A 12,968-nucleotide genomic window follows, 5' to 3' on the forward strand; every position below is an offset into this window, starting at 1 on the left:
CGGTCAACTCCCCTGTCCGGCTTGCTCGTACGTGATCAGTGGCGTGTTCGGCTGGTCGGGGGTCGCGTCGAGCAGCGCGACGACGCCGAGGGCGGCGCCCACGGCGAGGGCCGCGGCGGCCACAACGGTGAGCGTGGCGGCGAGCAGTCTGGACATCGCAGGGTCAGCCTCTCTGTCCGGAGGTCGTCCCCACCCCTGCCCGTCGGCCCAGTCTCGACAAGCATTGACACCCCGTCAAGAGGCGCCTACGGTTCCCGGCCCATAGGCCCTGCTCGGGTCGCCCAGGACGTGCCCCTTCTCGCGGCCGGCCCGATCCGGAAGACCCGGAAAACCCGGAAGACCCGGAAGTCAGGGACAGAGCGGCCCGAACTCCGTCATCCCACCCCCTGGAGTGCCCGGATGCGCCGTACAGCCTCACCTGTCTCCTTGATCCTGCTGGGACTCGGCACGTTTCTGCTGGTCCTGGCGCCGATGCTGGTCTGGTACGTCGAGCCGCGGGCCGCCGTGAACCCGATCGACATCGACACGACCGCCGTGTACTCCGGCACCGGCAGCTACTTCGACACCGACGAGATCGAGACCGTGCACGACAAGCGGATCACGGTCACCCAGCAGGTGCGCGGCAACGTCGCGGACAGCGAGAAGAGCGGGCGGGCGGTGTGGGACGTGACGACGACGGTCGACACGGACAAGTCGCTGCCGGCCGCCGATCCGCACGACGCGCTGGAGTTCTTCCTGAACCGGTGGGTGACCGACCGGCGCACCAACCAGCCGGTGCACTGCTGCAAGGAGAACCCGTACTTCGAGGGCGACGCGTATCTGAAGTTCCCCTTCGACGTGCACAAACGGTCGTACTCCTGGTGGGACAACTCGCTCGGCGACACGGTGGTGCTGCACTACGCGGGTACGAAGAAGGTCCAGGGGTACACGGGTTACCGGTTCACCGGCACCGTCGCGCCCACGAAGATCGGCACCCGGCTGGTGCCCGGCACGATCGTCGGCCGGAAGAGCACACCGCAGGTCCTCGCCGAGGAGTGGTACTCCAACCACGGCATCGAGCTGGTCGCCGACCGGCGCACCGGCCGGGTCCTCTACGCCCAGGTCGGCCCGCGCCGCACTCTGCGCGCGCCGGGCGCGAAGAAGGACGCGGTGGTGCTGCTCGACAGCCGGAAACTGGGGTTCACCACCGCGACGCAGAAGGCGCAGGTGAAACTGGCGAAGAAGGAGAGCGGCCAACTGCGCATGGTGGGGCAGACGTTGCCGATCGGCGCCGCTGTGGCCGGATTCGTTCTGGCGGTGGTGGGTGGGGTTTTGGTGCTACGAGGACGGAAACGCCCCGAAGCACCCGATACGGGTGGAACATCCCAGGCTCACCTCATGAAGTGACATGACGTCAGTTCTAATAAAGCCGGAAATTGTCATCCCGGTGAGTAGCCGTGGCGAACGGCTGGGCGAAAACTGTCCAACCCCACCCGAGCACAGCCCGTCCACACCCCCCGCCCATGAAGAGCTCAGTCCCCCCACAGCAAGTCCAGAAAGACACCACTGAGTTCCGCACCCTGAGACGAGTTGGAGCACCCATGCCCCAGCACGTGCCTTCCCAGCTGCGCGCCGCACACCCCTGGGCGCCGCAGCACCCTCCGGCGCTCCCCCCACAACCGCGCCGAATCGTTTTCCTGGCCCACCGGGATCTCGACAATCCGGCGGCCGGCGGCTCCGAGCTGCTGGTCGACCGGCTCGCCGAGGGGCTGACCGGTCTCGGCCACCAGGTCACCCTGATCTGCGGCGGCCCGGCGGCCTTCCGGGACTACCGGGTCGTGTCGGCCGGCGGTGAGTTCGGCCACTACCTGCGCGCCCGCTCCGCCTTCGCCCGCCAGGTCGGCGAGACCGATCTGCTGGTCGAGGTCTGCAACGGCATGCCCTACCTCGCGCCCCTCTGGCACCACGGCCCCACCCTGTGCCTGGTCAACCATGTCCACTCCGACCTGTGGAAGATGCGGTTCGGCGGGCCCTTCACCCCGGCCGCACGCATCGGCCGACGACTCGAACAGTGGGCGCTGACCGGTGCCCAGCACCGGAGCCTGCTGGTCGCCGTCTCCCCCTCGACGGCGCACGCCCTGCGCGCGATCGGTGTCGAACGTGACCGGATCCGCGTGGTGCACAACGGAGTCGAGGAGCCCGGACCGTGTGCCGAGCGATCGGCCGAGCCGCTGTTCGTGGCGGTGGGCCGGCTCGTCGAGTACAAGCGGATCGATCTGCTGCTGAGACTCTGGGAGCGGGTGCGGCCGGTCACCGGCGGCCGGCTGGTGATCGTCGGTGACGGACCCGAACGGGGTCGCCTGGAGCAGATCGCCGGTCCCGGCGTCGAGTTCGCGGGCCATGTCTCCGAGGCGGAGAAGCACCGGCTGTTGTGCGCGGCCTGGCTGCTGCTGCATCCGTCCGCCGTGGAGGGATGGGGGCTGGTCGTCACCGAGGCCGCCACCCGCCGGACGCCGACGATCGCCTTCGACGTACCCGGACTGCGGGACTCCGTCGTGGACGGGGAGACGGGTGTGCTCGCGCACGGGGAATCGTCCTTCGCCGCGGCCTGGTGCACGCTTGGGTTGTCCGGACTTCGGCGTGAGGCGATGGGCAAGGCCGCACGGGATCGGGCGGCTCGGTATCGGTGGCACCGGACGGTCAGACAGTTTCGGGCGGTAGCCGCGGAGGCGGTGAGGGGCTGGGCGCCGTGAGGCGGGTGCGGGTACGTCGTGGCCTGTCGCGCTCACGCGGAGGTGGCCGCACATTCGACACAGCCCCGCGCCCCTGTGGGGGCGACGCAGTACCCCGGCGTTTGAAGGATCCCTCTTTTCAGAGGTCCCTCGCCCTCTTCCGGGCCTTCCTCCATGAACAGGACGATCCCGAGAACTGCTACTCGCTCCTCGCCCGCGACGCCACCGATCAGATCGAGGCCTACGACGGTCCCCTCTCCGGACGCACCGTCGTCGATGTCGGCGGAGGCAATGGCTACTTCACCGAGGAGTTTCGGCGGCGCGGGGCGCATGCCTATCTCTTCGAGCCCGACATGAAGGAGTTGGGGGAGAAGCCGCCCGGCTCGGCCGTGATCGCCGACGGGTACCTCCTGCCCCTGTCCGACGGGGTCGCCGACGTCACCTTCTCGTCCAATGTCCTGGAGCACGTGGCCGACCCGCAGACGTTTCTCAGTGAGCTCACCCGCGTCACCCGGCCCGGTGGGCTCATCTACGTCTCGTTCACCAACTGGCTGTCGCCCTGGGGCGGTCACGAGTGGGCGCCCTGGCACTACTTCGGCGCCGAGCGGGCCCGCGCCCGCTACCGGCGCCGTACCGGAAAGCCCGCCAAGCACACTCTCGGCGAGAACCTCTTCGCCGTGCACATCGGCACCACGCTGCGGCAGGTGCGCGCCCGCGACGACGTCACGGTCGTCTCGGCGCGCTCCCGCTACTGGCCGTTCCTCGCCGAGGCCGTCGTGAAGGCGCCCGGCGTAAGGGAGTTGGCCACCTGGAACCTTCTCCTCATCCTCCGGCGGTGTCCCCCATGACGACCACGGTCCAGGCTCCTCCTCCGGCAGCCGTCCCCACCACCGCGGCCACCTCGGGTCCCCCGGAGGGCCCGCGGTCGCGGCGCTGGCTGGTGGGGTTCTGGGCCGTGGTGTTCGTGCTGTTCCTGGTGGTGCACCCGGGGCGGCAGACCTTCGACACCAAGCTGGGGGTGACGGTCGACCCGGGCGCGTTCTTCTCCGGTCTGGGGCAGTTGTGGCACGACCAGGGGTCCTTCGGCGGGATCCAGGACCAGTACGCCGGCTACCTGTGGCCGATGCTGCCGTTCTACTGGCCGGCCCATGCCGTGCGGCTGCCCGTGTGGCTTGCGGAGCGGCTGTGGCTGTCGCTGATCGTGTCCGTCGCCTTCTGGGGTGCGCTGCGGCTGGCCGAGCGGCTGCGGGTGGGCAGCGGGGGGTCCCGGCTGCTCGCGGGCGTCGCGTACGCGCTGTGGCCGGTGTTCACGATCGTCGTCGGGTCGACGTCGGCCGCCGCGCTGCCCGGTGCCTTTCTGCCCTGGGTGCTGCTGCCGCTGACCGGTGAGCGCTACGCCGCGCGGGTGGCGGCTCTGCGCTCGGCACTGGTGGTGCCGTTCATGGGCGGTGTGAACGGCGCCTCCACGCTGGCCTCGCTGCTGCCGGTCGGGCTGTACCTCCTGTCCCGGCCGCCCGGGCCACGTCAGCGCAAGCTGATCGCCTGGTGGGCACCGGGAGTGGTCGTGGCGACGGCCTGGTGGTGGATCCCGCTGCTGATGCTCGGCGTCTACGGCGAGAACTTCCTTCCGTACGTGGAGACTTCGCAGACCACGACGGCCACCATGTCGGCGACGGAGGCGCTGCGCGGGGCCGGCAACTGGGTCGCCTATCTGCACTTCGGCCAGGCGTGGCTGCCGGCGGGCTGGACGGTCACCGCCTCGGTGATCGTCATCGTCTGCTCGGCGCTCGCGGCCGGGCTGGGCCTGGCGGGGCTGGCGAGACGGGACATGCCGGAGCGGCGGTGGCTGGTGCTGACCGTGATCTGCACGGGCCTGGTGCTGCTCGCGGGATACGGCGGCGCGTTCGGCGCGCCCTTCCACGGGATCGTGCAGGACTGGCTGAACGGCCCACTGGTCCCGTTCCGCAACATCTACAAGTTCCAGACGGGACTGGCTCTGGCGCTGGTCCTGGGGCTCGCCCATGTGGTGGGCGTGGCGGCGCGGGAGCGCGGGGCCCGGCCCGTGCGTGGCCGCCGGTTCGCCCCGCTGGTCGCCGCGGCCCTGGTCCTTCCGGGCCTCATGTGGCCGTACCTCAACGGCTCGATCCTCAACCCGGGCTCCTTCCAGGAGCTGCCCACGTACTGGAGGACGACGGCGAGCTGGCTTGCGAAGTACTCCCCCGACTCCCGCGCCCTCGTCGCCCCGGCCACCTCGCACGGCCTCTACACCTGGGGCTCCCCCATCGACCAGCCCCTCGACGTCCTCGCCAGGTCCCGCTGGGCGCAACGGGACTACGTCCCCTTCGGCACCCCGGGCAACCGGCGCGCGATGGACGCGGTCGAGGATGCCCTGGCCTCCGGCAGTGACGTCCCGGGCCTCGCCGACTATCTGAGCCGGGCGGGCCTCTACTACGTCGTCGTACGCAATGACCTGGACCCCGACCAGATCGGCTCGGTACCGACCACGACCGTGAAGCGGACCCTGGAGCAGTCGGGATACGTCCGGGTGACGGGCTTCGGGCCGGTCATGACCGGCGGCACGATCGCCCATGACGCGCCGCTCCAGGTGGAGGGGCTGTACCCGCGGCAGCGTGCGGTGGAGATCTACGAGCCCGCCGGCAAGGGAGTGCCGAGGCCGGGGCAGGCCCATCTGCTGCCGGTCGCCGACACCGCCGTGGTCTCCGGCGGCCCCGAGTCACTGCTTCCGACGGCGTCCGAGCTGCGCGGCCGGGCGAGTGTGCTGACCGGTGACAACCACCCCGGGCTCGGCTCCCCGTCCCTCCAGGTGGTCGGCGACGGGCTGCGCCGCGCGGACACCCGGTTCGGCCTGGTCGACGCCAACACGTCGTACACGTACACGAGTTCGGAGCGGAACTCGCCGGACGCCGTGCAGGACCCGGGCCGGAAGCCGCACCAGATTCTGCCCGCCAAGGGGCTCGGCCACCAGACGGTGGCCCAGCTGCGCGGCGCCCGCTCGGTGACCGCCTCCTCCAGCGGCAACTGGCTCTTCCACCTCCCCCAGTACGACCCGGTGAACGCCTTCGACGGCAATCCGGAGACCGCCTGGACGGAGGGCGCGCCGGACTCGGCGGACGGGCAGTGGCTGCGGATCGGCTTCACGGACAGCTACGACATGCCGTCGTCGTTCGAGGTGACGCCGCTGCCGCAGCGGAGCGTGCGGTCGGCGGCGACGAAGGTGCGCGTGGAGACCGAGAAGGGGTCGAGGACCGGTTTCCTGCGGCCGAACGGTCAGACGCAGAGCATCAAGGCACCGGCGGGCTCGACGAGTTGGATGAAGCTGACCATCGTCGACTCGGTGTCCCGTCGCTCGGGCCTCACCGGCGCGGGCTTCTCCGAGGTCCTCCTGCCGCACGTCCAGGTGACCCGGCTCCTGCGGCTGCCGACCGACGCGGACGGCTCGGACGCCGCCGCCACGATGATCTCCCTGCACCGCACCCCCGACCCCACCGGCCTCTCCGCCACCGGCACCGAGGCGGGCCTGCACCGGCGCTTCTCCACGGCCGCGGCGGGGACGTACGCGGTGAGGGCGAGCGCGGTGCCGGTGGCCGGTGAGGCGCTCGACAGGCTGCTGTACGAGGTCGCACCCGACCAGCAGAGCCGCATCGTGGCGACCGCCGACTCGACGGCGCCCCTCGGTGCGGGTCTGTCCGCGCGCAACCTCACCGACGGCGACCTGACGACGGCGTGGATCGCGGGCGACCGGGCGACGATCCATCTGCGCTGGAACGGCAGACTGCCCGTCGGGGAAGTGGTGCTGGCACCGGCCGGCGGACTGTCGAGCCGTCCGGCCCAGGTGGACATCAGCTCGCCGGACGGCTCGACGACCGCCGGCGTCGACGAGAACGGCGTGGTCCGCTTCGACCCGGTCACCACGGACCGTCTGGACATCACGATCACCAGGACCGCGCCGCTGACCCTGCACAACCCGGTCGCCGACGAGGACCTGCAGCTGCCCGTGGGCCTGACCGAGGCGTACATCCCGGTACTGGACCAGTACCGCACGCCGCAGCCGAGGAGTTCCCGCACCTTCTCGCTGCCGTGCGGGCGGGGGCCGGACGTGGCGGTGGACGGCGAGCTGTACCGGACGAGCGTGCGCGGGACGGTACAGGACCTGCGGGAACGCCGGCCGGTCGCCGTCACGCTCTGCCAACGAGGGCGCGCCGACGACGCGTTGGAGCTGACGGCGGGCGCGCACCGGGTCGAGGCCGGGGACGCCGGACCTCTCCCGCTGACGGACGTCACCCTCACCCGTGGCACGGTCACCGAACCCACGGCGGTGGAACGCCGGTTGACGGTACGGGACTGGCTGGGCGACCGCCGGGAGGTGACCGTCGGCTCCGGTGCGGCCATGTACCTGACGACGTACGAGAACTACAACGACGGCTGGAAGGCCACCCTGGGCGGCAAGGAGCTGACCTCGGTCCGCCTCGACGGCTGGCAGCAGGGCTGGCGGATCCCGGCCGGGGCGGGCGGCACGGTCAAGCTGTCGTACGAGCCCGCGACGGCCTACGAGGGCGGGCTGATCGGCTCGGCTGTGGGGCTCGCGGTCCTGGTGGGCCTGGTCGTGTGGCGGCGGCGCGCACCGAACCCCGACCCGCCGCAGCCGGCTGCGCCGCTGCCGGGGCTGTGGCTCGGCACGGTGACGCTGACCGCGGTGGGCATCGTGATCGCCGGGTGGTTCGCCCTGCTGGTGCCCGCGCTGGCCTTGCTGGCGTACCGACGGCACGCGCCGCTCGTGCCGATCGCCTTCGTGGCCCTCGCGGGGGCCGGGATCGCGGCGGCGACGGGGGCCGGGGAGCCGGTGGGCGCGGGGCACGGCGCCTTCGGGCAGGCGGCCCAACTGCTGGCGCTGACCGGGCTGTTCGCGGGTGTGGTGAGTGTGCGGGAGCCGGACGAGGGGCCCGGGGCCACGGCAGTGCTGCCTCCGGTGCCGGCCACCGGCGCACCGCCCGGCTCCGACGCACCCACACAGTCGCTGCCGCGCCGGCTGCGCGGCGCGAGGGGGCCGCGGCCCCGGAGCGAAGGGGTTCGGGGGGCCGAGGGCGAGCCCTCCACCCCGCGCCCCGACACCGGACCGACCCTCTCGGCCCGCGGCCCCGGCGGACCGGACCCGGACCCACGCACCGCCCCCATCCCCGCCCGCACACCGAAGCCCCCGCCCACACCGCCCGCGCAGACACCGCCCGGGCAGACACCGGCTCCGAACACCGACAGCGGAAGGGGCGACCCCAAGTGACCGCACCGGACCACCCTGCACGCGCCGAAAGCCCCGCGCGCCCGCCGGGCCACACCCCCTTCCGCGCCGCCCCGACGCACCGGTCGGCACCGCACCAGGACACACAAGGCCCGGCCACCACCACGGGGAGGGGCGACCCCGAATGACCGCCGTCGAACACCCCGCACGCGCCGGCGGCGGCCCGGCTCGTCCGCCGGTTCGTATTCCGTTTCCGGTCGTCGACGAGGTCGCCCGGCACTGTGTCCAGGAGGAGGAGCCGGAGACGGTTCACATCGAGGTCCATCTGCCGGGGCGGCTGGACCGGGACCGGCTTCGTACGGCGTTCGTGGCGGCCCTGCGTCGCCATCCGCGCATCCTGATGCGCGAGGCTCCGGGGCACTGGTATCGGCGGCGCTACGAATGGGAGTTGACCAGCGGGCCGGACGCGGAGGTGGTGTCCTTCCCGCCGGGGGACCGGTGCGCGTTGCGGGACGCGCGGACGCGGGCGCTGACGAGCGCCCCGCCGCTGTCCCTTTCTCCGCCGATACGCCTGGAGGTGGTGGAGGGGGCGGGCCCGGCGGAGGGCAGTGAGGCGACGGACGCCGTCGGTGTGCCGCCCGGGAGGCACGACGGCCCGCCACCGGGCCGGCCGCAGGGCACCGTCCTCTTCCTCACCATCAACCACACCGCCCTGGACGGCCCCGCCTGTCTGCGCGTCCTGGCCACCGCGGCCGAGCTCTACGGAGGCAGGGACAACTCCCCCGCGGCACCCCCCGTACGCACGGCCGACGCCCCCCAGGACCCCGGCGGCGCCCCTTCCAACTGGTCCCCGCCCGCCCGCGTCGCCCCCGGCATCCCCGAGCCCTCCCCCGGCAACGGCATGCTCGTCACCGAACTCCCCCTCCCCCACCGCCCGAAGGGCTCCCCCTACACGGTGAACGACCAGCTCATGGTCACCACCGCCCTCACCATCGCCCACTGGAACAGAGAACACGGCGCCCACCCACGCCCCCTGCGCATCACCATGCCCGTGGACGACCGCCCCCGGGACGCCGGCATGCCCATCGGCAACGGCACCCGTCTGGTCGAAGTCCCCTTCAGAGCAGAGGAGTTGGCCGCCCACGGCGCCGCCGACATGCCCGCCCTCCTGCGCGGCACGGCCACCCGCACCCGCGCCCTGAAATCCCTCCCCCGCCCCCAGCTCGGCCGCGGCGCCGCGCTCCTCACCGCGCCCGTCACCCCCGTGGCCTGGCGCGCCGCCCTCACCCGGGGCCTGCGCAGAGCGGCCGCGCCCTGGACGTCGACGACCCTGCTCAGCAACATCGGCCGCATCCCGTACCCGCTGGACTTCGGCGAGGAGGCGGGCCGTGCGCACGCGGTCTGGTTCTCGGCCCCCGCCCGTATGCCCCGCGGCCTGACCGTCACGACCGCGTCCACCGCGGGCCGCCTCCACCTCGCCCTGCGCTGGTCCCGCGCCCTGCTCAGCCACGGCGACGGCGCCCACCTCCGGGACCTGTTCGAGCACTACCTGCACTCCACGGAGGTCACCCCATGACCACCACCTCCACGCTCGGCCCCGGCCTGAGCGACTTCTACGAGAATCCCGCCGTCCCCGTCGCCTCCGGCACGCCCCGCACCCTCCGCCAGGCCCGCATGCTGGCCACCGCCCTCGGCCCGGCCACGGGCACCCCGCGCACCGTCCTCGACCTCGGCTGCGGGGACGGCACCGCCGCCGCCACCGCGGCGCCCCTGCTGTCCGGGCATCGCATCGTCGGCGTCGACTGGTCCCAGGACGCCCTCACCCGCGCCCGCACGCACCTGTCGTACGCCCTCCGCGGTGAACTCGGGGGCGGTGGGCTGCCGTTCAGGACCGCCTGTGCCGACGCCGTGCTGTTCAGCGAGGTCATCGAGCACCTGGTCGACCCGGATGCGGCGCTCGACGAGATCCGGCGGGTCCTGCGCCCCGGAGGCCATCTCATGCTCTCCACCCCGAACCTGGCCGCCTGGTACAACCGCGCCCTCCTGCTGGCCGGTGTGCAGCCCGTGTTCTCCGAGGTCAGCCTGCGCGCGATCCACGGCCGGCCGGGGCGGGAGGTGGTGGGGCACCTGCGGCTCTACACCGCCCGCGCGCTGCGGGAGTTCGTCGCCGCGTCCGGTTTCGAGATCGTGGAGATGAAGGGCGCCCCCTTCCACGGCGTACCGCGCACGCTGCGCCCGCTCGACCGGCTGGCCTGCGCCAGACCGTCACTCGCCTCGATCCTGCTTCTGCACGCGCGAAAGACCTAGGGGGCGTGGCCATGTGGTGGGGAGTGGCGGCAGCCCTGGTGGCGAACCTCCTCTACAGCACCGGATTCGTGCTGGAGAAACGGGCGTTGGCCGCACTGCCGGAGGTGACGATCCGTCAACCCGTCCGGCTGCTGCGCCTGGTGCTCGGCAGCCCCCTCTGGATCGGCGGCTCGCTCGCCCTGGCCGCCGGTTTCGGCGCACAGCTCGCCGTCTACCGGACCCTGCCGATCGCCGCGGCCCAGGGCATCTTCGTCTCCGGCCTGGTCCTGCTCGTCCTGCTCTCGGCCCGACTGCTGGGCGAGGAGACCACGGGCCGCGAGCGGTACGCGCTCGGCGCGATCCTCGCCGCGCTGCTCATGGTCGTGCTGTCGCTGAAGGAGGCCGGCCCGGGTGCCGACACGGTCAGCCGCAGCGCGCCGTATCCGCTGATCCTGCTGGTCTGCGTGCCGTCGCTGGCGGGTGGTGTGTGGCTCTACGGTGCCGCCGAGCGCCGCGCCCGCCACCGGCACCGGGCGCCGACCACGGGCGTGGAGTACGGGGTGGCCGTGGGCCTGCTGTACGGGGTCAGCTCGCTCGCCATCAAGGGCGTGTCGAGTTGTCTGACGACCAGCGGGCCGAGCCACGCGGTTCTCGGCCTGCTCGGCTCCCCGTACCCGTATCTGCTGCTGTTCACCGGCGCGTTCGGCCTGGTCATGTCGCAGGCCGCGCTGCAGCGCTGCCGGGCTTCGCTGATCGTGCCCGTGTGCACCACCGTGACCTGTCTGTTCACGGCCGTACTGGGCACGCTCTCGTTCGGCGAGGCCCTCCCGCACGACCCCCTGCGCCTCGCCCTGCGCCTGGCGGGGACCGCCCTCGCCGTCTCGGTACTCCTGGCCATGCCCCGGCACGATCCGCAGCCGGCACCGCCGACTCCACCCCAACCCCCCATTGCCACCAAGGAGTTGACCCCTCCATGAAGCCCGACGACCCACTGCTGCGGATCCTGGCGTGCCCGCTCGACAAGGGCCCGCTGCACCTTGTCCTGCCGGACGGGCCGACGGCCGACGAGGCCCTCTACAACCCGCGTCTGCACCGCCGCTACCCGATCGTCGACGGCATCCCGCAGCTGCTGCCGTCCTCCGGGGAGCAGGTGTCGGACGACGAGCACGAGGCCCTCCTGGAGCGGATCTCGCCGTGACCGCACCCCGTACCCTGGCCGCCCGTCTGGCCCCGCACCTGCCCGTCCGCCTGGTGGCGGCCACCGCGCGGGCGGTCTACCCGCGCTTCGAACCCGAGCTGGCCCGGCTGTCCGACCTGTGCCCGGCCGGCTGCGGCACCGCTGTGGACGTCGGCGGCTGGTACGGCCCGTGGACCCGGCGCCTGGCGGGGCGGGCACGCCAGGTGGTGACCGTCGAACCGGTCCCCCACCTGGCCCGCCTCCTCACCTCCGCCGCCCCGGCGAACGTCCGAGTCGTCCGGGCCGCCGCCTCGGACCGCCCGGGCACCGCCCGGCTGTGGCTGCCGCCGGACGACGCCGGCGACCGGGGCGTGTCCTCCCTGGTCCGCCGTGACATCCACGCTCACGCCCTGCACGTCCCCTGCGTCACCCTCGACGAACTCGGCCTGCGGGACGTCGACTTCATCAAGATCGACGTGGACGGCAGCGAGCTGGCGGTGCTGCGCGGGGCGACGGGTCTGCTGGCCCGCGACCGCCCCGCCCTCTTCGTCGAGCTGGAGTCCCGCATCCAGCCGATCGCCCCCGTCGTCACCTACCTCTCCCTGCTGCGCTACGCCGGCTGGGTCCTGCCCGGCTCGACCTGGCTGCCGCTCGCGCAGTTCCCCCTGGAGGCCCATCAGGCGGGCGCCTCGCACGTCGTCTCCCAGGGGCTGCTGGGCCGCGTCCTGCCCTTCCGCTCCCACCCCCGTTACGTCAACTCCGTCCTCTTCCTCCCGGACGGGCGGCGCCCCGGTGTCAGTGCCGTGGGCGACCATGGTTCCCATGCCGTCCGCCACGCACCCCGCTAGCCCCTTCACCCCCCGCGACTTCCAGCTGGTCCTGCTGCGCCGCATGGCCGACCACAATCCGGGCCTGGTGGAGGACGCCCGCCACGCACTGGGCGCCTCCATCGCCGACATGAGAGAGGCCAACAAGCGCTGGCAGGCGATGCTGCACTCTCCCCGTTCCCGGGCCGCCGCCTCCCGATACCGCTCGATCCTCGGTGCCCCGGAGTCGACGATCACCCGCAAGATCGGCGACATGGCCTGCGAGGCATGGCTCTTCCCCGTCCCCCTCTGGCCCGACCTGCGCTTCGAGGTGCTGCTCGCTCCGAACGGCGCGGTGTGGAACGAATGGCTGATCCGCGCCCCGGAAGCCGAGGGGCCGGACCTGAGGACGCTCGCCGACCTGACCCCCTGGTCCTGCACGGTCGACGAGGCGGCCCGCGCGTTCGCCCCCGCCCGTCCGCTGGAGGGCACGGCCCCGACCCGATGGGGGCTGGCCTTCACGGCCCCGGACGGGGAGGGGGTACCGCGGGAGGTGGCGGCCGAGTTCACGTGGGGGTTGCTGCAGCGGGTGGCGGTCGGCGAATGAGGCGGACCCCGGCCTTGCCGTCCCTGCCCGCCTGCGTGGGCGCGTAGGTGTTCACGCTCGTTCCGTGCCTGCCGGGTTCGGCACGGCGTCGTCGCTCCGTTTTCGCCGACCCATTGCCTGACGGAGT

At 72.7% G+C, this 12,968-nt stretch carries 11 protein-coding genes; 10 read left to right on the forward strand and 1 reads right to left on the reverse strand.

From position 1 onward, the window contains the following. Nucleotides 1-3 precede the first annotated feature (3 nt). Complete coding sequence (locus ACYUED_RS13525; RefSeq protein WP_266513737.1) at nt 4-156, reverse strand: hypothetical protein; 153 nt, start codon at nt 154-156, stop codon at nt 4-6. A 243-nt stretch (nt 157-399) separates the two neighbouring features. Between ACYUED_RS13525 and pgfA the strand changes: the two genes are divergently transcribed. The 10 genes from pgfA (at nt 400) to ACYUED_RS13575 (ending at nt 12,841) form a co-directional block, all read left to right on the forward strand. After that, nucleotides 400-1,386 carry a cell envelope lipid trafficking protein PgfA gene (pgfA, locus tag ACYUED_RS13530; protein ID WP_491292527.1) on the forward strand — a complete coding sequence of 329 codons (987 nt, stop codon included), beginning with the start codon at nt 400-402 and terminating at the stop codon, nt 1,384-1,386. Between the two features lie 194 nt (nt 1,387-1,580). Beyond that, a complete protein-coding gene (locus tag ACYUED_RS13535; protein ID WP_491292528.1) occupies nt 1,581-2,732 on the forward strand; it encodes a glycosyltransferase family 4 protein in 1,152 nt (383 codons plus the stop codon). A gap of 101 nt (nt 2,733-2,833) precedes the next feature. After that, entirely contained in the window at nt 2,834-3,559 is a 726-nt protein-coding gene (locus tag ACYUED_RS13540; protein ID WP_491292529.1) for a class I SAM-dependent methyltransferase, read from the forward strand. After that, nucleotides 3,556-8,007 (forward strand): alpha-(1->3)-arabinofuranosyltransferase domain-containing protein, encoded by a 4,452-nt coding sequence (locus ACYUED_RS13545; RefSeq protein WP_491292530.1) that lies wholly within the window; start codon nt 3,556-3,558, stop codon nt 8,005-8,007. Before ACYUED_RS13540 ends, ACYUED_RS13545 begins: the two co-directional genes overlap by 4 nt. A gap of 142 nt (nt 8,008-8,149) precedes the next feature. Continuing rightward, complete coding sequence (locus ACYUED_RS13550; protein WP_491292531.1) at nt 8,150-9,541, forward strand: condensation protein; 1,392 nt, start codon at nt 8,150-8,152, stop codon at nt 9,539-9,541. Further along, nucleotides 9,538-10,272, forward strand: coding sequence for a class I SAM-dependent methyltransferase (locus ACYUED_RS13555; RefSeq protein ID WP_491292532.1), 735 nt, complete (start codon nt 9,538-9,540; stop codon nt 10,270-10,272). Before ACYUED_RS13550 ends, ACYUED_RS13555 begins: the two co-directional genes overlap by 4 nt. Nucleotides 10,273-10,295: 23 nt before the next feature. Next, nucleotides 10,296-11,228 carry a hypothetical protein gene (locus ACYUED_RS13560; RefSeq protein ID WP_491294247.1) on the forward strand — a complete coding sequence of 311 codons (933 nt, stop codon included), beginning with the start codon at nt 10,296-10,298 and terminating at the stop codon, nt 11,226-11,228. Next, the gene (locus ACYUED_RS13565; protein WP_491292533.1) at nt 11,225-11,449 is read left to right on the forward strand and encodes a Trm112 family protein; all 225 of its coding nucleotides are present in this window, start codon (nt 11,225-11,227) and stop codon (nt 11,447-11,449) included. Before ACYUED_RS13560 ends, ACYUED_RS13565 begins: the two co-directional genes overlap by 4 nt. Next, nucleotides 11,446-12,276, forward strand: a complete 831-nt coding sequence (locus ACYUED_RS13570) for an FkbM family methyltransferase (protein ID WP_491292535.1) — start codon at nt 11,446-11,448, stop codon at nt 12,274-12,276. Before ACYUED_RS13565 ends, ACYUED_RS13570 begins: the two co-directional genes overlap by 4 nt. Continuing rightward, a complete protein-coding gene (locus ACYUED_RS13575) occupies nt 12,242-12,841 on the forward strand; it encodes a hypothetical protein (RefSeq protein WP_491292536.1) in 600 nt (199 codons plus the stop codon). Before ACYUED_RS13570 ends, ACYUED_RS13575 begins: the two co-directional genes overlap by 35 nt. Nucleotides 12,842-12,968: the final 127 nt, after the last annotated feature.

The sequence above is a fragment of the Streptomyces sp. DF42 genome, assembly GCF_058267695.1.